The 22,463-nt window shown below is 44.0% G+C and carries 21 protein-coding genes; 4 read left to right on the forward strand and 17 right to left on the reverse strand.

Features of this window, described 5'->3' with window-relative positions; all coding sequences use genetic code 11:
• The 17 genes from F0251_RS09890 to F0251_RS09970 form a co-directional block, all read right to left on the reverse strand.
• A complete protein-coding gene (locus tag F0251_RS09890; protein WP_171730892.1) occupies positions 1-453 on the reverse strand; it encodes an MSHA biogenesis protein MshP in 453 nt (150 codons plus the stop codon).
• Positions 443-1,165: a PilW family protein gene (locus F0251_RS09895; RefSeq protein WP_019826957.1), complete on the reverse strand. Its 723-nt coding sequence runs from the start codon at positions 1,163-1,165 to the stop codon at positions 443-445. Before F0251_RS09895 ends, F0251_RS09890 begins: the two co-directional genes overlap by 11 nt.
• Entirely contained in the window at positions 1,165-1,527 is a 363-nt protein-coding gene (locus tag F0251_RS09900) for a prepilin-type N-terminal cleavage/methylation domain-containing protein (protein ID WP_019826959.1), read from the reverse strand. The genes F0251_RS09895 and F0251_RS09900 overlap by 1 nt, the downstream gene beginning before the upstream one ends.
• A complete protein-coding gene (locus F0251_RS09905) occupies positions 1,524-2,021 on the reverse strand; it encodes a type II secretion system protein (RefSeq protein WP_019826961.1) in 498 nt (165 codons plus the stop codon). The genes F0251_RS09900 and F0251_RS09905 overlap by 4 nt, the downstream gene beginning before the upstream one ends.
• 122 nt (positions 2,022-2,143) lie before the next feature.
• Positions 2,144-2,635, reverse strand: coding sequence for a type II secretion system protein (locus tag F0251_RS09910; RefSeq protein WP_019826962.1), 492 nt, complete (start codon positions 2,633-2,635; stop codon positions 2,144-2,146).
• A 35-nt stretch (positions 2,636-2,670) separates the two neighbouring features.
• Complete coding sequence (locus tag F0251_RS09915) at positions 2,671-3,246, reverse strand: prepilin-type N-terminal cleavage/methylation domain-containing protein (RefSeq protein ID WP_102424464.1); 576 nt, start codon at positions 3,244-3,246, stop codon at positions 2,671-2,673.
• A gap of 79 nt (positions 3,247-3,325) precedes the next feature.
• Positions 3,326-3,781: an MSHA biogenesis protein MshF gene (locus F0251_RS09920; protein ID WP_171730893.1), complete on the reverse strand. Its 456-nt coding sequence runs from the start codon at positions 3,779-3,781 to the stop codon at positions 3,326-3,328.
• A 3-nt stretch (positions 3,782-3,784) separates the two neighbouring features.
• Positions 3,785-5,008, reverse strand: a complete 1,224-nt coding sequence (locus F0251_RS09925) for a type II secretion system F family protein (RefSeq protein ID WP_061033517.1) — start codon at positions 5,006-5,008, stop codon at positions 3,785-3,787.
• A 12-nt stretch (positions 5,009-5,020) separates the two neighbouring features.
• Complete coding sequence (locus F0251_RS09930; protein WP_116869937.1) at positions 5,021-6,745, reverse strand: GspE/PulE family protein; 1,725 nt, start codon at positions 6,743-6,745, stop codon at positions 5,021-5,023.
• Positions 6,735-7,880 carry a lipopolysaccharide assembly protein LapB gene (locus F0251_RS09935; protein ID WP_171730894.1) on the reverse strand — a complete coding sequence of 382 codons (1,146 nt, stop codon included), beginning with the start codon at positions 7,878-7,880 and terminating at the stop codon, positions 6,735-6,737. Before F0251_RS09935 ends, F0251_RS09930 begins: the two co-directional genes overlap by 11 nt.
• Before the next feature lie 2 nt (positions 7,881-7,882).
• A complete protein-coding gene (locus F0251_RS09940; RefSeq protein ID WP_171730895.1) occupies positions 7,883-8,722 on the reverse strand; it encodes an ExeA family protein in 840 nt (279 codons plus the stop codon).
• Positions 8,723-8,769: 47 nt separating this feature from the next.
• On the reverse strand, positions 8,770-10,437 hold the full coding sequence (mshL, locus tag F0251_RS09945) for a pilus (MSHA type) biogenesis protein MshL (protein ID WP_171730896.1): 1,668 nt from the start codon (positions 10,435-10,437) through the stop codon (positions 8,770-8,772).
• A 15-nt stretch (positions 10,438-10,452) separates the two neighbouring features.
• A complete protein-coding gene (locus tag F0251_RS09950; protein WP_116869933.1) occupies positions 10,453-10,785 on the reverse strand; it encodes an MSHA biogenesis protein MshK in 333 nt (110 codons plus the stop codon).
• Positions 10,778-11,425, reverse strand: a complete 648-nt coding sequence (pilO, locus tag F0251_RS09955) for a type 4a pilus biogenesis protein PilO (RefSeq protein WP_171730897.1) — start codon at positions 11,423-11,425, stop codon at positions 10,778-10,780. The genes F0251_RS09950 and pilO overlap by 8 nt, the downstream gene beginning before the upstream one ends.
• Positions 11,425-12,867 (reverse strand): MSHA biogenesis protein MshI, encoded by a 1,443-nt coding sequence (locus F0251_RS09960; protein WP_171730898.1) that lies wholly within the window; start codon positions 12,865-12,867, stop codon positions 11,425-11,427. The genes pilO and F0251_RS09960 overlap by 1 nt, the downstream gene beginning before the upstream one ends.
• A gap of 2 nt (positions 12,868-12,869) precedes the next feature.
• Positions 12,870-14,885 (reverse strand): RNase E specificity factor CsrD, encoded by a 2,016-nt coding sequence (gene csrD, locus F0251_RS09965; RefSeq protein WP_061033510.1) that lies wholly within the window; start codon positions 14,883-14,885, stop codon positions 12,870-12,872.
• 161 nt (positions 14,886-15,046) lie between these two features.
• Positions 15,047-15,598 carry a single-stranded DNA-binding protein gene (locus F0251_RS09970; RefSeq protein ID WP_128162173.1) on the reverse strand — a complete coding sequence of 184 codons (552 nt, stop codon included), beginning with the start codon at positions 15,596-15,598 and terminating at the stop codon, positions 15,047-15,049.
• 279 nt (positions 15,599-15,877) lie between these two features.
• Here F0251_RS09970 and F0251_RS09975 point away from each other — a divergent pair, with 279 nt between their 5' ends.
• From F0251_RS09975 to F0251_RS09990, 4 genes are all read left to right on the forward strand, one after another.
• Positions 15,878-16,525, forward strand: coding sequence for a LuxR C-terminal-related transcriptional regulator (locus tag F0251_RS09975; RefSeq protein WP_171730899.1), 648 nt, complete (start codon positions 15,878-15,880; stop codon positions 16,523-16,525).
• Between the two features lie 157 nt (positions 16,526-16,682).
• A complete protein-coding gene (galU, locus tag F0251_RS09980) occupies positions 16,683-17,555 on the forward strand; it encodes a UTP--glucose-1-phosphate uridylyltransferase GalU (protein ID WP_019826989.1) in 873 nt (290 codons plus the stop codon).
• A 149-nt stretch (positions 17,556-17,704) separates the two neighbouring features.
• Positions 17,705-20,536 carry an excinuclease ABC subunit UvrA gene (gene uvrA, locus F0251_RS09985; protein WP_171730900.1) on the forward strand — a complete coding sequence of 944 codons (2,832 nt, stop codon included), beginning with the start codon at positions 17,705-17,707 and terminating at the stop codon, positions 20,534-20,536.
• A gap of 96 nt (positions 20,537-20,632) precedes the next feature.
• On the forward strand, positions 20,633-22,396 hold the full coding sequence (locus F0251_RS09990; protein WP_171730901.1) for a PglL family O-oligosaccharyltransferase: 1,764 nt from the start codon (positions 20,633-20,635) through the stop codon (positions 22,394-22,396).
• The last annotated feature ends 67 nt before the right edge of the window (positions 22,397-22,463 follow it).

Genomic DNA, 22,463 nt, shown 5'->3' on the forward strand with positions numbered 1-22,463 from the left:
CTACTCCCTCACCCAAACTTCTTGATTCCGTTCCACTTTGCTCACACCAGAACCACAAATTACCGAAGACTCTAAAACATAGAAAACAAAGCCATCAAGCTCTCCCCGACTGGAGCACTGTACTCGCTCAAGAGAACAATTTACCGAAGCAGTATCAACCATAGAGCTCGCTACCGTAAAGACCTCACCGCCAGGCTGGAGATCATGACTGAGGCAAACACTAGCAACTGCAGAGGAAGCCGCAGGGTCAGGATCTGGGTAGAACTGAGTCATCACATACTCATTAACAGAATGGCTTAGCAGCCAAGCTTGCGTGCCAAGTACAACTCGAGTGTTTGAATCATTGTCAGACCAACTCGTTCGACTCAAACTTGTCGCTAAGAAACCAAGCACCACGATAACAAAGATTACCATGATTAGCGCGCTACCTTTCTGGAGTGATTTACGGAACATTGATCACCTGTATATCTTGCTCAAATACTGTGGATTCATTATTTTCTGAAAACTCAAGGGTCAATTCAACGATACCATTGCTCTGAACATTCGCGGGTTGATAACTCAGAGTGCTATTCTCACTCATAACTCGATCGCTTATTGTGACACCATTACGAGTTAATAAATTACCGCTCGCAAGGCAATATTCCACAAGGTTATTTGAGTCAAAAATGTAATGCCTTTTTCCTACAGATTCACTGACAAGAGTGTTAGCTCCATTTGGAATAGAAAAGTATGCAGCGGACGCACTTGGAGGAACTACACTATCGAGGGGGTATATATTATTTAGGTTGCCGATATCAGTATGTGGTCGAGTCGGGTTTATAACCAATGACATGGATTGCAATGAGCTGCTTGTCGCACCAGAATCACTCACTAGAAAATTAATATCCGCACCGGAGATCACGTAGAAGCCCGAGTCAACAATAGGATAAAATGAGACACATCCGCTACTAACAGAAGCTGGAAACAGGTTAGGCACAGCATGCCTTACTTCACGAGACAGTTTTTCTAATACAAACCTAGCTTCCGTTTGTAGTCGAAAGCGTTCTACAGAGCCAAAATAGCCTCTCATACCAAGTTCAGTAAAATTCGCGACACCAAGCAAGACGATACTTGAGATAACAATAGCTAAAATCATCTCTATGAGCGTAAACCCTTTCCCTTTCATTAATACTCCCCTTTATAAGCGACTAAAGTGATAGGAGGATTATTGCTTGCGGTAATTGTGAGCGTAAACTTCTGCATCGAAGCTGTTGGTGTATCGTTGGTAACAACTAAATCCACATCAAAATTAGCATAAGTGTTGCCGAGTTCAATTGGAGTGCCAGAGCTCACCGAACCGTAATCTCGAGATAAAAGATCGGTCATAATACTTTGACCTAATGCCGAAGCTCGGTTGGAATAATTTACTTGTCCTGAAAGTGCGGATTGTGGTGCAAGAAAAGTAGAAAATGCGAGCATAGCAAAACCAAGTAATACAATAACAATGATCGACTCGATTAGCGTAAAGCCACTATTTTCGTACTTCATGGGCATACCTGATTACTCGGATAAACAAAACCTTGAGAGTTAATACAAACCCAGACTCTGTCTGAACTATTTTTTGATGAGATGGTAATTTGAACACCAGCTGAAGCAGCACTCTCAGGGTTACCCAACAAGTTGAATTCTATTGGGGAAGAGGTCGTAGAGAGAGGTTGAGATGAAAACGTGTAATCATCACTGGAAATAACATCACTTCTGGTTTCAGCTAGATTGTCACAGGCCGATTGAGAGCCAAGGCAACCATTTACTGCCACCAAACGTAAGCTGTCAGCCCCAGACACAGACATATCCATATTCGATTGCATTCTATTGAGCTGAACCTGTCGTACAACAGAAGAAACCTGCTCTTGCAGAGCATATAATTCATAAATTTGGCGACCACCAAATCGGCTGATAGCTGTCACAGAGATAATCGCAAGTAAAAGAATCACCACAATTAATTCTACTAGAGTGAAACCTTTATTTGGCTTTGTATTCATATAAGCCTTAATTGGTTAATTTGACTATCTAGATTATAAATTACTATATGGAAGGATAAAGTAGCAGTTTAAACATATTAAATACAAAAAAAGACCAGCCGAAGCTGGTCTAGAACAAAAATCTAGTTACCACCACAGCCATCAGCTGCAGAACCTAAATTTACAGTAGTAGTTGCAGCACTTGCCGCTGTTGTACCAGTAGCTTGCGTATAAGTAACGATACATGCCGCTGCGTTAGCATTCGCACCTACAAATGAGTATGTAATACTGGTATTTGCAACACTAGCAGTTACAGCCCAATCTGTAGACAAGCCAACAACTGCTGCACCAATACCATCAGCATCCGCTGTTGGGTAACCAAAAGACGTTGTAATGCCTTCCACTTCTGGAGCTGGGTTTGCTGTGTACTCTTGAGACTCAACGCCCTCTACAGCAGCTTTGCCATAAACAATACCAGCAGCACTATCAATTGCACCTTTTAGACCTTGAAGTGAAGACTCACGAGCATCATCTTGCAGGTTTAGGAAACGTGGTGCCGCAGTTACAGCAAGAATACCTAGAATAACAATTACAACCACTAGTTCGATTAGGGTGAAACCGCCTTGTCTTTTCATAGTTAAGCTCTCTCTATGTTTAATTTTACGCAGACTTACTGCAAAGTTACGGTCACACGACCAGTTTTAATTTCGTAAACAAATTCATGCTCGGTACTACCCTCTAATTGAACGTAGGTACAGGTTGCATCACCAGAATTTGCTTGCGCTGAATACTTGTAGTTTGAGTCGTTCGCTACATCTGAAATAGGGCCCACTTTCGGTGGGTTTTGCAGCAAGTTTTCCATCAACTCAGAACATGTTTGGTCTGAAATATCTTGTGGCGCAGTGCCAGAATTGTTGTTCAGGGTCCATGGATAACCATCTCGAAAATCAGTATCCACATTGCTACTGTTCTTTGATCTTGTTAACCAAAAATCAACACCATCATAATTTACAGTATTGTATGTTTCAACACCTATCTTCTCTGACGGCCTTGCTTCTGCTTCCCACTGTGCTCTTGCCGACAAAACAGCCGTTGCAAAGCCACCAGCGACACCTTCAATACTGGATTTCTTGGCTTCATCCGTAACATCAAGAAAACGAGGCAACGCAGCGACCGCCAATAAACCAACAACTACGATCACTATCACTAATTCGACAAGGGAGAAACCCTTTTGATTCTTAAGCATTTTCTACCTACTCATCTAATTATTAACGCGCATTATACATTCGCGCACGTATAAAACCATACTAAAACTGTCAATATTTTCACAAAGCCAAAATATTGGCTTTCACGCTAAACCTTTCGCTCTTAAGTAATATATCTATCTGATATTTATCACTATAATGATAACTACAATGAAACTGTTTGTTATCACTTTGGTCTTCGACTCTTGGGGAGTTTAGCCCTAGAATGCTCTTCGGTGGATACAATTCATCCAGCCAATAATTACAGTCAACCTCCGAGTCTTGAATGGGCATTATCCACCCAGTTCTGCTGTAGCTTTTTGGGTATTCAGAGTTGCTTTTTTGTTCTGCACCTTTAAGCAAATATTGCTGTTTGAACAGGTTTGCTTGTTCAAGGATACGCTTACTTGCCACGATTAATGCCGTATTGGTCGCATCCTCTTCTACTGACTCCCATGCAGAAAGTAGGCCTATAGTTAGAAAAAGAATAACCACAGTCCAAATAACAAAACGTGAGCGTTGTAGGTTATTTAGCATTCCTTAACCTTTGATTGCATCCAGCATTCCCCACATCGGTAAGAAAATACCGAGAGCAAGAATCAACACCATGCCTGCCACTATGGTTAGCAAAATCGGTTCAATTCTGGCGGTTAAGGTTTTCAGATCATAATCGACTTCTCGATCATAATAGTCAGCCACTTCAAGCAATAGCTCATCGATACGACCCGTCTCTTCACCTACCGAGATCATTTGTATCACCAGCGGCGTGAAAATTTCGCTGTTAATCGCCGTAGAAGAAACCGTACTGCCCGCTTCGATAGCCGACTTCATGGCTTGTACCCGCAGCTCTAAAAAGCGGTTATCCAAGGCTTCAGCAGATAGCGCTAACGATTGGTTGAGCGGCACACCCGCTTTCAGCATCAAAGCAAAGGTACGCGAAAAACGTGACAACAATGCTCGATTCACGACCCCACCGATGACAGGTATCTTTAAGCGAATTCTATCCCACTTCTCTAGGCCTTTATCCGTCTTAACCCAGGCTTTAAACGCAAAGATAAGACCAAAAATCACGCCGAGCATAATTCCCCAGTAATTAACAAAGAACTCAGACATGCCTATTAAGATACGGGTCGGCAGTGGCAAATCGACGCCAAACCGAGCGAACATGCTGGAGAACTGTGGAATAACCTTGATGTTAAGTATGAACATCGCGATCAAAATAAAGCTGATCACGAAGGTTGGATAGCGCATCGCGGTCTTGATTCGCTTTCGAGTCTCGACTTCTTGTTCGTAGTAACCCGCTAATTGCAACAAAGCCTGATCAAGACGACCTGTATTTTCACCAACACCGATCATAGAAACAAACAGTGGGCTAAATACTTTAGGGTGCATCTGCATCGAAGCCGCCAGTCCACGACCATTGGTTAACTCTGCGACCACCTCTTCAAGAGCAGCCTTCAACTGCTTATTTTCGCAGTTTTGGGTCAGGCCTTTCATCGACCTTAATAGCGGAACCCCCGCTTTAGTTAAGCTGTATAACTGGCGGCAGAACAACACCAGGACTTCAAGTGGCACACTCGGTGAGAATAGAGCAGAGACGTCCATATCTAATACGGAACCACCACTTTTCCCGAGCTTAATCGAGGTTGGGATAATACCCTTACTCATCAAGCTTTCAGCGGCAAGATCTTCGTTATTCGCGTCTAATTGGCCACTGACTTGGCTGCCATCAGAGCTGCGACCTACATAACGATACGTTGGCATATCACTCTACCCCTACAGATAAATTGGGTCAGTTGAGCCTGATGCGTCACCTTCGCCGAGGTTCATTATCTCGTCAAGGCTCACTACACCTTGCAAAGCCAACTCCATCGCAGAGGCTAATAGTGGTTTGTAGTTTTCAGACTGTCTTGCGGTTTGAGCAAAACCAACGGCATCGTTAGCTCTTAAAGCATCCATCATGTTGTGCTCAAGCTCCAACATCTCGAATACACCGATACGCCCGCGGTACCCGGTTAAATTACAGTTCTGACAACCACGACCTTTCATGAAAGGGACGCCGACTTGATTTGGGAAACGAACGCTCAGCCATTGTTTGCGCGCTTCATCCAGTTCGTCATCAACCTTACAGTCGGTACAAACTTTACGAACCAATCGCTGTGCCACTACTGCTCGAACCGCACTCGCGACTAAGTAACCTGGCGCTCCCATATCCATCATACGCAATGCACTGTCTACCGCATCGTTGGTGTGAAGGGTACTTAGCACTAAGTGACCGGTAAGTGCAGCTCTCAAACCAATCTCGACCGTCTCATGGTCACGCATCTCACCAATAAGAATGATATCGGGATCCTGACGTAAGAAGGTTCTTAAGATCGTAGAGAAATCGAGATTGATTTTAGGATTAACCTGAACTTGGTTAATTCTTGGCAAGCGATATTCTACCGGGTCTTCCGCAGTAATAATTTTTTTACCCGGCTCATTCAGTTCACTTAGCGCACCATAAAGCGTGGTTGTTTTACCTGAGCCCGTAGGACCAGTAACTAGAATCATCCCGTGCGGGCGGCGTAACTGTTTACGAAGACGAACCAGCAGGTCACTCGGGATGCCCGACGCTTCCAATTTACGTAAACCAGCAGACTGGTTAAGCAGACGCATAACCACAGATTCACCGTGCTGCACTGGCATCGTCGACATACGAATATCGACAGACTGACCTTTCGCTCGAATATTGAAACGACCATCTTGAGGAAGGCGCTTCTCTGAGATATCAAGGTTTGCCATCAGCTTTAAACGTAATACCAACGCAGAAGCGATATTCACTTCGTTAAGGAGAGTTTCATGTAACACGCCATCGATACGCTGGCGAAGACGTAGCACATTAGAATCAGGTTCAATATGGATATCAGAAGCACCCACTTGAATAGCATCTTCAAACAGCGAGTTGATCAGTTTAACCACTGTCACTTCATCACTGTCTTCTTCTGCGATATCAAAATCGAAAGCTTCATTAACTTGGTGCTCTGCATGAAGCTGCTCAGCGAATGAGGCGATCTCTTTGGTTCTACGGTAGTAGCGATCAAACCCATCGACCAGTTGCCTTTCTGGCGCCACAACAAATTCAAGTGCGTAATCACCCAATTGACCAAGCAGTGATTCCTGAGCAAACAGATCCGCAGGATCACTCATCGCCACGCGCAGCGTGTCACCTTGACGACCAATAACCAATGCACGAAGACGGCGGGCATGCACTTCAGGTAAAAGCTGAACCGCTTCAACATCAACGTTCGCTCGACTGAGATCGATCAGAGGAATAGCAAGCTGTTGTGACAAAAAGCTTAGCATTTGCTGCTCAGACAAGAAGCCAAGTTCGATCAGAGCATCACCAAGCTTACGACCAGTACTCTTTTGAGAGGCAAGCGCTTGTTCAACTTGAGCCTCAGTGATGATGCCTTCTTCAACAAGCAAATCACCAAGCCTTTTTCTTAATCTAATTTGCATTGCTGCTCTCCTCTAAAGCACTGATTATTTTCAATCGGTCACGCACAAAGCTTTGTGATTGAGATGAGATACCGACTCGGGTTAACGCACCTTGGTATGATTGCTTTGCAGCAGCAAAGTCTAATTGTCGCTCCTGCTGTATCGCTAAACCTAGCCACCAGCGAGCATTCTCAGAATCAATCTCGACCAGCTTTTGGTAACTCTCCAGTGCAATCTCTTCTTGCTGTGACTTTTGGCTCAGCGCAGCACGCATTGCTAGATATTCTTGAGTTGGATGCGGAGGCATATGTACCAAAGGGCTTAACGCTGCTTCTGCTTGGTCCGCTTTTACCAACAGTTTTGATAAACCCAAACGTAGCTTTTCACTATTGATGTTGAGCTTAATACCCGACTGAAAAAGCTCGTAAGCTTTACGAGTATCACCCTTGCCGAAATAGAGAATAGCGAGCTTTTGACGAACATCCTCATTTCTTGGCGTATAACGAAGTGCTTCGTTGTACCCCTTCAATGCACCAGTAAGATCATTTCCATCTAGCGCCTTCTGAGCTCGCCCTTGAGCATTTACAGAAAGTTGCTCTGGGGTCAGTTCTACTTGTTCAATCAGTATTCCACTATTTTCTGAGTCTTTTGGCTCATTAGAAATAGAAGCTGGGCTGCTCTTCGCAACACTCGCAATCAAGGTCGGCTCAGGAACTTGTGTCGTATTTACTTTTGTTGTTGCTGTCGGTTTCGCTTGTACCTGAGGTTTTGTTATTTGTGGCGTTTTAACCGCTGAATCCACAACTAGCGCCTGATTTCGAGAGCTTTTTTCTGGGGTTACTTGAGTTAGATAGGAAGCATCGACCGTCACTAACTTCTTAGTTGGCGATGACGGAGCTTGAGTAACAATTGCAGGTACTTCTGCCGAGCTATCTACAACAGAAACCTGAACCTGCCTATCTTGAGTCGATATTGAGTTATCTACCGTTGGGCCCTGTGATATCGCCCAACCGCCCATGGCCAAGCTCAGAGTAAAACCTGCAGCTACCCACACAAATGGTGAGCGCGTTTTTACCTTAGGCACGACCGCAGCTTCTATTGCTGTCGCTGATTTTTTCTTTGCCAATTCAGACAAGGCGTTATTAATGACGCTCATAATTAATTCCAACCCCACAGTATTGGCGTTTTAAATTTGGGCTTACACACATCGTAAGTTTCATGCATCGCAGAAAACAGATGTTGGTTATCGATACTTTTTTTGCTTTCACTGAACGACAACAGTAAAGCCTTGTGGCATAGCTGATTTATCAGCCTTGGGATACCTAGTGAAGAACGACAGATCGCCTTTTTTTGATTCAAACTGAACAGTTCTGGGTTGCCACCAGATTTAGCAATTCGGTTATCAATATAAGCCACCGTCTCATCAAGAGTTAGCGCCCTTAATGTCGAACTAAAAGTGATTCTTTGACGAAATTGTCTTAGATGATAAGCCTCTAAGCGAGCGTCTAGTTCTGGCTGTCCAAGTAACACTATCTGAAGTAATTTCTTGTCTTCAGTTTCCAGATTGCCGAACAGTCTCAATGTCTCTAGCGCTTCGTCAGAGAGAGTTTGTGCCTCATCAATAATCGCAACCACTCTTAAGCCTGAATTATGCAGTTCAATCAACTTATGTTGAATGTTATCCACCAGAGAGGCTTCGTTCTCAACCGTTAAATCAAGCTCTTTGGCGACAGCATGGCGTAAGTCAGTTCCGGACAACACTGGGTTTGGCAAGTAAATTAATGCGGTACAGTCTTTTAGATGATTGACCAACATCCGACAAACCATGGTTTTTCCCGTGCCGACTTCTCCAGTCACCTTGATGACGCCCTCTCCCATCTCTAACGCTGATATGACCGTTTGAATCGCCTCAAAATGCGGGGCTAATCCGTAAAAAAAATCGGTATTCGGCGTTAAGGTAAATGGCAGCTGTTCAAAACCAAAATGAGCTTGATACATAGATTCACCCGACTTAGTGAAGTACTGCCAATTCAGAAAGCAAGCATTTACTCTTCATCAGGGAACCATTGCTGAAGTAGATCACGAGAACGCTCTAACTCAGATTGCCACGTGTTCACACCCACAACCGTCGGTTTAAGCAAAATCACGAGCTCGGTCTTTTGCGTCAATTGATTGGTGTTGCGGAACAAGTGGCCCAAAGCCGGAATATCGCCTAAGAATGGAACTTTAGAAGTCACATCACTGGTGTTTGACTTCATCAAGCCACCAATAACAACCACATCACCATCTCGTGCTCGAATCACCGAATCAGACTCACGAATAGAGCTTTTCGCTAAAGGTAGCTGTACAACACCCGTTGTTGAACCAAGGTTGAGTTCTTTAACTTCTTCTTCTACCTCGATAACCGCAGGGTGGACATGCAAAAATACACTGCCTTTATCATCAATTTGAGGGGTCACATCTAATGAGATACCAGAGAAAAACGGCGTTAATTCCACTTCAGGTGCTACGTTGGCATTATCACCACTGCCAACCGCACTTGATAAATCTGTGACGTAATACTCGTCTGTGCCGACTTTGATCACCGCTTTTTGGTTATTTGCAGCTGTGACTCTTGGGCTAGAAAGCACATTGAGGTCGCCTTGAGTATCCATAAAGCTCAATACCGCCTCGAAGCTACTCCCCGACACAACAATATTGGATTGACCACCAAGTGCTGCACCTATAGGGTCCATCCCAGGTAATGTGCCCGGAATAATAGCTCCTGTCGCATCTTTGACTATAGAACCCATGCCAACAGTGTAATTAGTTCCGTTTGACGAGAACATTTTCGTCCAGTTAATGCCCTGCTGGTAACCATCACTCAGAGTCACTTCCATTATTTTGGCTTCAAGGATAACTTGACGTTGCAAGCGCTGTTGGGAAACACCTAGAAACTCACGAACCTCACGAATTTCATCAGGAAAAGCACGCACGGTAATCACACTCGCTTGTGGCGTCACGACAACACTTTGCCCATCACCTGAACCAATTAAGTGCGCAACCGCAGCTTCAAGTTGTGGCCAGAAATCACTTTCAGATGTGGTCTCAATCTCAGTACCACCGTTCGAGGTAGAGTTTGAGTTATTTGAAGAGTTAGATGAATTCGACGAATTTGAGTCAGAGCTTGAAGAACTCGATGAATTGTTGTCTGAGTTAGAGATCGTACCCGTCGTTATCGTCGTCAATGAGCGACCCGCACGCTTAACTTGTAAGTAATCGACTGGAATCGTCACTGTGCGAAGGCCTGCTGGGTAGACTTGAATCACCTTGCCACGCTTTTCAATATCGTAGCCATACATATCCTGAGCTACGGCCAGCACTTCATCTAGCGTTACATCCGTTAAGTTCAGCGTAAGCTTTCCAGACACGCTTGGATGAATCGCAGCGCTGTATTCTGTGCCTTTCACTAAACTAGCAAAGAAAGTTCTCGCTTCTACGCCTTTTGCTTGAATACGAAAACGCTTCACGGTCTCCATTCCCGGAGACATAGCATCGGAATTAAGCTGAGACATAAGATCATCTTGTACAGACGAAGGCAGTTCATGAAGCGCCTTGCTGTTCGCTTCATTAATAGATTCGTTCAAAGACTCTTTTATCTCAACAGGATCACGATGCCCCATCGAACAGCCGACCAAAGATGACACTAGGATTGCTACTACAAGTTTACGCATGTCTTCACTCAAACCTTAATTATTCTTAATATCTAAAGAGAACATCTCTAATTTCCACTGCTTAGAGCTTCTCTGCAGAGTGACGTATTCTGAATCTATTTTCTTAACTCGATAGCCTCTTATCGCCTCCCCTTGAGCAACAATTTCACCATTGAGAATGGCGTAGCAAGGCGTATCCGCTTTACACACGATGCTTTCTAAAGACGGTAAACGATAATGAGTTGGCGCTTTCTTCGCCGGCGATGTTTTTTGTTGAGGCGTCATCCATCCCAGAGGGGCAGTTGGATCTTGCTCAGCCGACACCAATGAACTGGTAAACAGTAATGACAACAATAGAGTTCTAACCACCGATAAACTCCTGTCTGGTACCTAGTGTATAAACCTCGAATACAAGTCGAGCTTTCGGATATTCTTCTACCGTGTATTCAAATGTACGCCAGTAGTAGCTCACAGGAAGAGATTCAAGAGCCTGAAGGTAAGCTGCAATGTCAAAGTAACTGCCAGTCAATTCCATCCTCACCGGGTGAAGAAAGTAACCTGAATATTCACTGGTCTCTTTATTGTTCGAGATCGCTTCTGGCTTAAGTGACTCCAACGACTCCAACTTCAAACCATTACCTGCATTAAGTACACTTTCGAGCAATTGCGACATTTGGGATGGAGAGATCAGCCCATCAACCATTTCGGCTAATTCAAGTGACAGTTCTTGGCTCTCTCGCATCAATTTTTTGTATTCGAGATTGATCTCTTTGTCTGGGTCTTTGTTCAATTTGGCTTGCAGAACAAGTAGCTCACCTTGCTGCCTCTGATTTGATTGAGTCAGGCTGGTCATCTTGGCATTTTTTGCTTGCAGATCGAGGTACACCGGCTCCACCAGTAAGGTAAAAAGCAGCATAGAGATACCAACGAAACCGCACACGAAAAGCAGCCACTTTTCTCTTGGGCTTAATGCAAGAAACTTATCGCTAAGTTGATTCCATTGCTGCATTACTTGCTCTCCCTACGAGTACTTAACTCAAAGGTCACCACATCTTGATCATTACGACCTATTTTCAGTTTTTCAAAAGAGCGGCCAACAAGATTAAGCTCATTTTTGAATTGACCAATCCAGTTAGGGACAACATTGGCATTGCGAGCTAACCCACTCATATCTAACGTGTCATGGGTCATATAGATGTGCGAAAGAGAGATGTCATTTCGGCCTAATTGAGCTAAGGAATTCATGACGCCAGAATACCCGACTTGCTGAGACTCGTCGTATTGTCCAACCGCCTTTAGCGCCTCTTTTTTTGCTTGAGTCTCACGTTTGAGACGCTCAACTGCCGCCACTTTCTCAGGGGAGGGTTTATGTTGAGTTAACTGACTATTCAGTTGCTTAACTTGTTTGTTAAGCTGGTTGGAGCCTTGTTGTAACACTGTTAATTCAGTGTCTAAATTGGAAGCTTGATAGTTCATGACAAAGTAGCTGCCAAGCAACAACGCACTAACCACTCCCCAACTCGCAGCCACATTCGCTAACGTAAAATACTCTTTTTTAGGCTTTAAATGCTCAGGGTAAAGGTTGACCGTAAACGTCTCTTTTTCAGCGGCTAATTGCACTAACAAACTTTCAGAGTTTTCGCGCTCACCTTCAACAAGCAAAGAGACCGTTGAGCTCAGTGTATTATTTAATGCACTTTGTAATTCAGCTTCATCCTCTTCATCACAACAGATCTTTAGTTGATGAAGTTGAGTGCCTTTAATTTGAGAAGACAGATAATCAATAGAGCGTTGAAGCTCCAAGGCAAGGCCATCTAATTGCAGAGCACTGGATGCTACTCCAGTTAAAGGGGGTACCACACTACGAATCGTTCTTTGGAAACAAACAGTGTGCTCAACAAACGCACTCAGTTTAAAGTGCGAGTTAGGGCTGCGTTGTAAAAGAATAAAGTTCGACAGTTCACCAGCACTGTAACCCCAAATTTCATCTTCCGGCACCACACCTTTGAGCTCAACTTGCGCCGCGCTTGTAATGCTAACCAGCTTATCTAACAGCTTTTTCGGTAATACATACACTTGCAGCTTATTCGAGGTAGGTAAGGCCACCGCACTCGCAGTAATCTCCGTAACTCTCTCGGCAACAAGGTCTTTGAGTAGAAATGGTAAGGCAACCGACCACTCGCTTTCTGGAATGTCGGGCTTATCAAGTTGGTAGGTCTGGTAATAGTTGGCACAAACAATCAGTTGAAGGCTATTACTGGTAAACGCCTCACTATTCAGCGACTTTTTCAGCGCGCTTTCCCAATCTCCATTAACGAAAGGAATACTGGTTACTTGGGATGCTTGCTCTGACGATGAAATATAGACTGCATCATTACCCAACATGACAACTTGAGTGTTGCCATTGCTTTTGCTTGGCTTTAATTTGTCTACAATCGCTTTAAAATTCATACTTAGCTACTACTCTTACGCCATCGATTTCTTCGACCAACTTTTACTACAGACTCAGCTTTCACTGGCTTTGAGCCTTTGTTAGGCAAAGGGATAATTTGTTGTTCTTCGTCGAAATACCTTCCCTGATAACCGTTAATACCTAACTCTATCAAGGTGTTCTTTTCTTGTTTTGTTTCGACTCCCACCGCAATCACTTGAGTTGGAGAGTCACCACACGCCCCAATTAAACTGCGGACGAACAGCTGGTTCTCATGCCTTTGATCGATTTTCTTAATCAAACTTCGGTGAAGCTTTATATAGTTGACCTTCAAGTCCTTGATGTAGTGGGTGCTGACAATGGTTCGCCCAGCTTGACCAACAATCACTTTACACCCAAGTCCTCGCAACATCTTTGCCACCGGTCTCATATAATCAAGATGAGCAATAAGGTGCCCCTCTGGAAACTCAAAAGCGAGTTGTGACCGATGCTGTGCAGAAAGCTGCAACAACTCACTCCTAAACCACTTAAAGTGCTGCTTACTCGCAAAAGGCGTGACGTTAAGGTTCACCGAATAGTGAATAGGTTGAGTCGATTCTTTCAGTGACTTCAACAACACCCTCAACACCGATTGATCCATTTGAGCTTGGTAACCCACTTGCTCCACCGCAGGCATGAAGCGAGAAGACTTCAATAAACCCTTCTCAGGATCCTGAATTCTAGTGAATATTTCTCTATGTAATTCATTAGCTTGACCTAATTCAGACATAAGATAACACCGCTGAGCAAAGATTACTAAATTATCAGGGAGCAGTGCTGTATCAAGTAGTGTTCTCCAGCGAACACTTCCTCTATCGAGCTCATTTTTATTTTGTTTAGGGAAACGACTCCAGTTATTAATACGCTCCAATTGCGCACTTTTTAATGCGGTTTCCGTTTCATCCATGATCTGACTATGACGTTCACCTTCGGTGTACATGGTCACGCCGATATGGCACCAATTATCCGACTCTAAAGGCTCTGGTGGTGTTAACTTATCAAGTTGTCTTAAACACTGAGCCGCCAGCGTCGCAATATCCTTGGCACCTTGGTGCGGGATAAATACAGCAAAGTCGGCTTCATAATAACGAGAGAAAATAACATCTGGGTAGCGCTGTACGATATTCGATAATACTTCGCCGACCTCAATAATAAAGTTATCTGTAACTTGCTTATCATTATCATCGCATACCTGTTCCCACTCATCGATACGTATTAACAGCACACCACCACGCGCACCACTTTCATGCAGTGCCGATTCAAGCTTGTTATCGAATAGTACTCTGTTGGCGGTGCCTGTGAGTTTATCTAAGAAGGTATGAGTTCGAATAAAGGTATCGAAGCGACTACGCTCTTGCCGAGCGTCTTTTAACTCTTCAATAAGAACATCAAGAGCTTCACTCGCGGTAAAAGGCCATTCTCGCTCATCACCTTTTGCATGAGCTTCAACCTGACCAGCTAGAATCATTCTTCCACGCTCTTCCAGCATTTCAGAGCCCATTAACTGTTCTTTTAGCCATCGAACGCCACGAGCTAAACAGAAAATGATCAAAGCGACCGCTAAAGTAATCGACCACATTGCTTCCAATGAGTAGCTGTATCCAATGTAAGGAGGCAGAGCCTTAAACTCGATTCGATAACCGGTATTTCGCTCTAATACAAAGCTCTTTTCATAAAGGCGGCTAGGATCAATCTGTGGGGAAGTATCTTTGAAGCGATAAACAATGCCGGTCTTATTCGAGAGTTTCATCTCAACAATGTTGCTTGCTTGCAACATCTTAGGCATCCAACGCTGCATTGAATATGCAGCGTCAGGATCTTCCATTTCTTTATCTACAACGTCGACAATACCCACCAAATAATGGTCTAAATACTCTTGCCCGATACGCTTAAATGAGAGGGTGCCACCGATAAAAAGAATGAACATCGCACTGATAACTATCACGGTGACAAATGCGACCAATCGGGTGCTCAATTTTAGTGTGGGGGTATATCTCATGAATAACGAAATCCTTTTCAACTCACATTATACCGTATTGCTACTTATACTATAAATTGACGTTGTAAATAAAGCGTTAAGAATTCTAGGTAACAAAAAGCCGCGATAATCGCGGCTCTTTCCAAATTAATACTGTCTTTATAATATATTAAAAACAGGGCTTAAAATGGGATGTCATCATCAAAATCCATCGGTGGCTCATTATATTGAGGTTGAGCCTGCTGAGGAGCTTGTTGTTGAGGCGCTTTTTGCGGTTGTGCTGGAGCGCTGTATTGTTGCTGTTGCGGCTGCTGAGGTTGACCCCAACCACCTTGCTGCTGTTGGCCACCCATGCCACCTTGAGCTGGTGCGCCACCTTGAGCACGACCGCCAAGCATTTGCATAACGCCGTTGAAGCCTTGAACCACAACTTCCGTTGTGTAGCGATCTTGACCGCTTTGATCTTGCCATTTACGAGTTTGAAGTTGACCTTCAATGTAAACTTGAGAACCTTTACGTAGGTACTCACCAGCAACTTCAGCTAGCTTGCCAAACAGAGCAACACGGTGCCATTCTGTTTTTTCACGCTGTTCGCCAGTTGCTTTATCACGCCATGACTCTGACGTTGCAATGGTAATGTTCGCTACTGCGCCGCCATTTGGCATGTAACGAATTTCTGGGTCATTACCTAGGTTACCCACTAATATAACTTTGTTAACTCCACGGCTAGCCATGATTTGCTCCGTCTAAATTCATAGTCTCAGAAAATTTTTAGCGCACAAGAATAGCATGCTTTTCTGCTGTGATAAATCGCATTCCTATTCTCTCCTCACGACAAAGAATAAAAACGTAACAAATCATGATATTCAGAGCGATGTTGCTTTTTTCTCCACTTACAAACCACTCATTTACTTTGAGAATTGATATTCAACGCAAGTCACAACGATGATGCTAGAGAAGCCAAAGTCTGCATGACACCGTGAAATCTCATACTTCATAAATAAGGAACTTCAATGAGAAAATCTCGCTATGCTCGCACTTTACACTTTATGTGCATCGACCCAAGCGACACCTACTTACACGTAAAAGAAATAGAGAAACACCTATCAATTATGTTGTACAAGATGACGCCAGACGACTTAATGTTAGTTGATAGAAAGCAGAGCAATCGAATTCTTCTTGTCGACTATAAAGAAGTGCCAAAGCTATTGGCTATCTGCCCTAATTTGACCGTAATGTGGAAAAACCATGAGATCATTTTGTTTAATGTCCCCCAGCAACTGCCAACCTCAGAGCTTTTGACTTATGGTGTATTAAAAGGGTTATTTTATAACACCGATAAAAAAAACAAGATTGCTCATGGTTTACAAGAGGTAATCGATGGCGATAACTGGCTGCCAAGAAAGGTCACCAATCAACTGCTTTTTTACTACCGTAATATGGTCAATACCAACACAACGCCTACCAATGTTGATCTCACCATTCGCGAGATCCAGGTTATTCGTTGCCTCCAATCCGGCTCATCGAACACACAAATAGCCGATGATCTCTTTATCAGCGAGTTCACGGTGAAGTCCCATCTTTATCAGATATTTCGCAAGCTGGCAGTAAAAAATAGAGTCCAAGCGATAGCATGGGCCAACCAGAACCTGCTTGCATAATTGATCTGCTTCTTAAAGTGACGATAATTTTGAGGGAAGCTCTGGTTAGCCATACGGATTGTTGCTGAATTTTCGACAAAATTTGTGCTAGAGTTGCCCTCAGAAATATCAACCACTCAGGTTGAATCAATAATTATTATAGATAAAGGGTCTTACGATGATCAAAAAGTGCCTTTTCCCGGCAGCAGGCTACGGTACACGCTTCTTACCAGCAACCAAATCAATGCCGAAAGAAATGATGCCAGTAGTAAACAAACCACTGATTGAATACGGCGTTGAAGAAGCAATCGAAGCCGGTATGGACGGAATGTGTATCGTAACGGGTCGTGGTAAACACTCAATCATGGATCACTTCGACAAGAACTATGAGCTTGAACATCAAATCAGTGGCACAAATAAAGAAGACCTGCTGGTTAATATCCGTGAAACGATTGAAGCTGCAAACTTTACCTATATTCGTCAACGCGAAATGAAAGGCTTAGGTCACGCAATCCTGACTGGTCGTGAGCTTGTGGGTGACGAACCATTCGCAGTGGTACTTGCCGATGACCTATGTGTAAATGAACAACAAGGCGTGTTGGCCCAGATGGTTGCGCTATACAAACAGTTCCGCTGTTCTATCGTAGCTGTTCAAGAAGTTCCTGAAGAAGAAACACATAAGTACGGTGTTATCTCAGGTGAAATGATCAAAGACGACCTGTTCCGTGTTGATGACATGGTGGAAAAGCCAGAGCAAGGCACAGCACCAAGCAACCTAGCGATCATTGGCCGTTATATTCTGACTCCGGATATCTTCGAACTGATCGAGCAAACGGAACCAGGTAAAGGTGGTGAGATCCAAATCACCGATGCACTGCTTAAACAAGCAAAAGCAGGTTGTGTATTGGCATACAAATTTAAAGGCCAGCGTTTTGACTGCGGTAGCGTAGAAGGCTACATCGAAGCAACAAACTACTGCTTTGAAAACCTATACAAGAAAGACCAGCAGCAAGTTGAGTTAGGCAAACACTCAACACAGAAAGAAGCATAACTGCTGACTGGTAAGTAACAATTCACACAATGTAATGGGCGGCTCTTGGAGTCGCCCTTTTTAATTACTGTTTTTTTATCCAGTAAAACTTTGCACAAATCTCACTCTATGTAATACTTTAGCCACTAAAAATTACATGGTCTGTTGAGATGGATAAAATAGAAATTAGAGGCGCTCGTACGCATAACCTCAAAGACGTAAACCTTACTATCCCTCGTGATAAGCTGATTGTTATCACAGGTCTTTCTGGTTCAGGTAAGTCATCACTTGCGTTTGATACCCTCTACGCAGAAGGGCAACGCCGTTATGTTGAGTCTTTATCTGCCTATGCTCGTCAATTTCTATCCCTTATGGAAAAACCTGATGTCGACCACATCGAAGGCTTATCTCCCGCCATCTCGATAGAACAGAAATCTACGTCTCATAACCCTCGTTCAACGGTTGGTACCATTACAGAAGTCTATGATTACCTGAGGCTTCTTTACGCACGAGTCGGCGAACCTCGCTGTCCAGAACACAACACACCGCTTGCCGCGCAAACCATCAGCCAAATGGTGGACAAGGTGCTTGAGCTACCTGTTGGTTCAAAAATGATGCTATTAGCACCAATCGTTAAAGAGCGTAAAGGTGAGCACGTAAAAACGCTGGAAAACTTAGCGGCTCAGGGCTTTATTCGAGCACGTATTGATGGTGAAACCTGCGACCTATCAGATCCACCAGCACTAGAACTTCATAAGAAGCACACCATTGAAGTAGTGGTTGATAGATTCAAAGTTCGTCCTGATCTTCAACAACGCTTAGCCGAATCTTTCGAGACCACATTAGAGCTTTCTGGTGGTATTGCTGTTGTCGGTTGGATGGATGAAACAGACCAAGAAGAGATCGTATTCTCTGCTAACTTCGCTTGCCCTAAGTGTGGTTACAGCATGCAAGAGCTTGAACCTCGCCTGTTTTCATTCAACAACCCAGCAGGTGCATGTGGTACGTGTGATGGCCTTGGAGTTCAACAGTACTTTGACCCAAGCAGAGTGATCTTGGATGAAAATTTAAGCATCGCAGACGGAGCCATTAAGGGCTGGGATCAAAAGAACTACTACTATTTCCAGATGCTAACATCGCTCTCGGAACACTATGGTTTCGATCTATTTGCACCCTTTAATTCTCTACCGAAGAAGACTCAAGAGATTATTCTTAAAGGTTCAGGTCGTACTGAAGTTGAATTCAAATACATCAATGATCGTGGTGATATTCGAGTCAAACGTCACCCATTTGAAGGTATTTTGAATACGCTAGAGCGCCGTTATCGTGATACAGAATCAAGCGCAGTCCGTGAAGACCTAGCTAAATACATCTCAACGAAATCCTGCTCTAGCTGTGACGGTACTCGTTTAAGATTAGAAGCTCGTAATGTCTTCATTGGTGATACAACACTGCCTGAAATCGTTGAACTCAGCATTGCTGACGCACTACAATTTTTCCAAGAGTTGAAGCTAGACGGTCAGCGTGGACAGATCGCCGACAAAGTGATGAAAGAGATCAATGATCGTCTTCATTTCTTGGTTAATGTCGGTTTGAATTACCTCAATCTATCACGCAGTGCTGAAACTCTATCTGGTGGTGAAGCACAACGAATTCGTCTCGCAAGCCAGATCGGTGCTGGCTTAGTGGGGGTTATGTATGTATTGGATGAACCATCGATTGGCCTCCACCAGCGCGATAATGAACGTCTATTGCAAACCTTGATTCATCTGAGAGACTTAGGCAACACAGTGCTTGTCGTTGAGCATGATGAAGACGCTATTCGATGTGCAGATCATGTTATCGATATCGGCCCTGGTGCTGGTGTGCACGGCGGCCACGTCGTCGCAGAAGGTACTATGCAAGATATCATCGACAATCCAAATTCGTTGACTGGTCAGTATCTGAGTGGCGTAAAGGAGATTGAAGTACCAAAACAACGAACACCAATCGACAAGAAAAAAGTCGTCGAGATCATTGGGGCTACCGGTAATAACCTGAAAAATGTCACAGCGACTATCCCTGTTGGCCTATTCAGTTGTATTACAGGTGTATCAGGGTCAGGTAAGTCAACGCTGATTAATGACACCTTCTTTAAAATTGCTCACACCCAACTCAACGGTGCAACGACAGCAATACCTGCACCACATAAGAAAATTAAAGGCTTAGAGCATTTCGATAAGGTCATCGATATTGACCAAAGCCCTATCGGTCGAACGCCAAGATCAAACCCTGCAACCTACACTGGGATCTTTACACCTATTCGTGAATTATTTGCGGGTACACAGGAGTCACGTTCGCGCGGTTACAAACCGGGACGCTTCAGCTTTAACGTGCGTGGCGGACGTTGTGAAGCGTGTCAGGGCGACGGTGTTATCAAAGTAGAAATGCACTTCTTACCGGACGTTTATGTACCTTGTGATGTGTGTAAAGGTAAACGCTACAACCGTGAGACATTAGAAGTTCGCTATAAGGGTAAAACCATTGATGAAGTACTGGAAATGACCGTAGAGGACGCGCGTGAGTTCTTTAACCCGGTTCCAGTAATCGCACGTAAACTGCAAACTCTCATGGATGTTGGTCTTTCTTATATCCGCCTAGGGCAAGCCGCGACGACCCTATCTGGTGGTGAAGCCCAGCGCGTTAAATTAGCACGAGAGTTGTCTAAACGAGATACAGGAAAGACGTTATACATTCTGGATGAGCCAACAACAGGCCTTCACTTCCACGATATCCAACAGCTATTAACCGTATTACATCGCCTACGTGATCACGGTAATACCGTTGTGGTAATTGAACACAACTTGGATGTCGTTAAAACTGCAGACTGGATACTCGATCTCGGCCCTGAGGGTGGTCAAGGTGGTGGTGAAATTGTTGCAGAAGGCACACCAGAAGATGTGGCACTAATCGAAGGTTCACATACAGCACGCTTCCTTAAGCCTATGTTAAATTTGAACTAGGTGTAAAATAGCGTCCTGCGGGCGGACAGAAAAATGTTAAAGTAACGGAGCTTGTTTCAAAAGGAACAAGCTCCGTTTTTATAAGGTTAGGGATTTATGGCAACAATACACACTAGCGGCACCCAGCTAGAGCATCAGGTCACTCAGCTACCTCTCAACAAAGTATTCCTTGCTTCATTAGCTGTTGTGTTCTTACTCGCCATGCATTTTTTCATGCCTAACCCAGGAGGTTCGGGCCTTGCTCTATCCTTTAACCCGACGACTTGGCTGGCTCTAAGCTTCACTTTAGCGATTGGCTTTTATCAACTAGCGACCAATCGAGTACTCAAGTATTCCAAGTTAACCATAGGTTTGCTAATAAGCTGCGTGATACTCACACTGCCTATTCTATACAGCAATGCTTCGCCGCAAGGGGCTTCAGGTCGATTACTTGGGTTATGGGCTGGCTTTGCCTTATTCGTGGTTCTTCAACAATTCAAATTCAGTAATAAACATAAACAGCGCATGCTGTGGTTCATCGTACTTGCTGTCGTCATACAGACATTATTTGGCTATGTGCAATATTTTGTGCTGGAGCCAGGTAATCTATTTGGTTACAACACTGAAGCTAATCGTCCTTATGGAATCTTCCAACAACCTAACGTGATGGCGAGCTTTTTAGCGACCGGTTTTGTCCTCTCTGCTTACCTATTAGCGAGGCAGCCCGCTAAGTACAACCACAAAATCAGCGAATCATTTTTGCTCTACCTGACACCAACATTAACGGTACCACTGCTGATCATCATCGCATCACGCACAGGTTGGTTAGCAGCACTCATTGGGTTCGTGTGTATTTTGCCTTACCTCTACAAGTTCTCGACCAAGAAACGCTTCTACGGATGGTGTGCATCCGTTGCTGTCGGTATCGTAGTTGCATTTTCAGTAATCAGCCTTAGCACTACAGATAGCATAGCGAGTAAAAAAGCGAACCTAGAAAGCCCTCGTGCTTACACCTTCCCCCAAACATTAGACATGTTGGTAGAGAAACCATTTACTGGTTACGGCTACGGAAAATTTGAATCAGAGTACACCCTGTATACCGCTCGTCAGCATCAACTCAATTCAAACTACCATCCGGGGCTTCCAGCAATGGACCACCCCCACAATGAGTTTCTATTCTGGGGAGTTGAGGGCGGTATTGTACCTATCATAGGAATATTGATTGCCGCAGTATTAGTATTGTCGCGTATCTCGAGCTCAGCGAAAGGAACACGCTTAGCTTTACTAGCGCTATTCATACCGATACTTTTACACTCTCAGCTAGAGTACCCGTTCTATCACTCGGCAATACACTGGATAACCTTTATCATATTGATTTATTGGGTCGACCAGCGTGCTTCACGTCATTATCAGCAGCCGTTCAGCATCATCAGCAAGACACTATTTAGAGTGACTAGCTTAGTGTTACCAATTCTAGTGAGTGTTTACATGTTGAGTGCACTGCATACCAACTATGTACTGACCAAATTTGAGCTATCTAAACCTAAAAACCCAGATATTCTCAAACAAGTCACCAACCCTGTAGTTTGGAAAGATCGCTATGATTGGGACATATACAGCACCTACCTGAACATTGGTCTTTATAAAGGCGATCCTACCCTTATTCAGCCCTATGTTGATTGGTCATTAGAGATCATAAAGAGTAAACCAAGACCAGCGTTCTACAGTAACCTGATCCTTGCTTACCAAGGTTTAGGGGAAGAGAGCAAAGCGGAACAGATCCGTAGCGAAGCCAAGTTTCTGTTTCCGGACAGAGACTTTTCACAGGTTCAGTACAAGAAAGTATCCCAAGCAGAAAACAATGTTTCATCCGCAGAGTAGCTAAGGACTAGCGAGATATGACTTTCGCATCTCACCTTTAGATCAAACACAAAAAAGCGCACGATCC

The organism is Vibrio sp. 070316B, assembly GCF_013114115.1.
In the GTDB taxonomy this organism is placed as follows: Bacteria; Pseudomonadota; Gammaproteobacteria; order Enterobacterales; family Vibrionaceae; genus Vibrio; species Vibrio chagasii_B.

Coding starts and splice junctions, on each gene's coding strand:
- F0251_RS09935 (WP_171730894.1), bottom strand. CDS start 7,880: ATGAGCGTCATTAATAACGCCTTGTCTGAATTGGCAAAGAAAAAATCA.
- F0251_RS09975 (WP_171730899.1), top strand. CDS start 15,878: ATGAGAAAATCTCGCTATGCTCGCACTTTACACTTTATGTGCATCGAC.
- csrD (WP_061033510.1), bottom strand. CDS start 14,885: ATGAGATATACCCCCACACTAAAATTGAGCACCCGATTGGTCGCATTT.
- F0251_RS09960 (WP_171730898.1), bottom strand. CDS start 12,867: ATGAATTTTAAAGCGATTGTAGACAAATTAAAGCCAAGCAAAAGCAAT.
- mshL (WP_171730896.1), bottom strand. CDS start 10,437: ATGCGTAAACTTGTAGTAGCAATCCTAGTGTCATCTTTGGTCGGCTGT.
- F0251_RS09990 (WP_171730901.1), top strand. CDS start 20,633: ATGGCAACAATACACACTAGCGGCACCCAGCTAGAGCATCAGGTCACT.
- F0251_RS09900 (WP_019826959.1), bottom strand. CDS start 1,527: ATGAAGTACGAAAATAGTGGCTTTACGCTAATCGAGTCGATCATTGTT.
- F0251_RS09930 (WP_116869937.1), bottom strand. CDS start 6,745: ATGCAAATTAGATTAAGAAAAAGGCTTGGTGATTTGCTTGTTGAAGAA.
- F0251_RS09905 (WP_019826961.1), bottom strand. CDS start 2,021: ATGAATACAAAGCCAAATAAAGGTTTCACTCTAGTAGAATTAATTGTG.
- F0251_RS09925 (WP_061033517.1), bottom strand. CDS start 5,008: ATGCCAACGTATCGTTATGTAGGTCGCAGCTCTGATGGCAGCCAAGTC.
- F0251_RS09915 (WP_102424464.1), bottom strand. CDS start 3,246: ATGCTTAAGAATCAAAAGGGTTTCTCCCTTGTCGAATTAGTGATAGTG.
- F0251_RS09970 (WP_128162173.1), bottom strand. CDS start 15,598: ATGGCTAGCCGTGGAGTTAACAAAGTTATATTAGTGGGTAACCTAGGT.
- pilO (WP_171730897.1), bottom strand. CDS start 11,425: ATGCAGCAATGGAATCAACTTAGCGATAAGTTTCTTGCATTAAGCCCA.
- F0251_RS09890 (WP_171730892.1), bottom strand. CDS start 453: ATGTTCCGTAAATCACTCCAGAAAGGTAGCGCGCTAATCATGGTAATC.
- F0251_RS09910 (WP_019826962.1), bottom strand. CDS start 2,635: ATGAAAAGACAAGGCGGTTTCACCCTAATCGAACTAGTGGTTGTAATT.
- uvrA (WP_171730900.1), top strand. CDS start 17,705: ATGGATAAAATAGAAATTAGAGGCGCTCGTACGCATAACCTCAAAGAC.
- F0251_RS09895 (WP_019826957.1), bottom strand. CDS start 1,165: ATGAAAGGGAAAGGGTTTACGCTCATAGAGATGATTTTAGCTATTGTT.
- galU (WP_019826989.1), top strand. CDS start 16,683: ATGATCAAAAAGTGCCTTTTCCCGGCAGCAGGCTACGGTACACGCTTC.
- F0251_RS09920 (WP_171730893.1), bottom strand. CDS start 3,781: ATGCTAAATAACCTACAACGCTCACGTTTTGTTATTTGGACTGTGGTT.
- F0251_RS09940 (WP_171730895.1), bottom strand. CDS start 8,722: ATGTATCAAGCTCATTTTGGTTTTGAACAGCTGCCATTTACCTTAACG.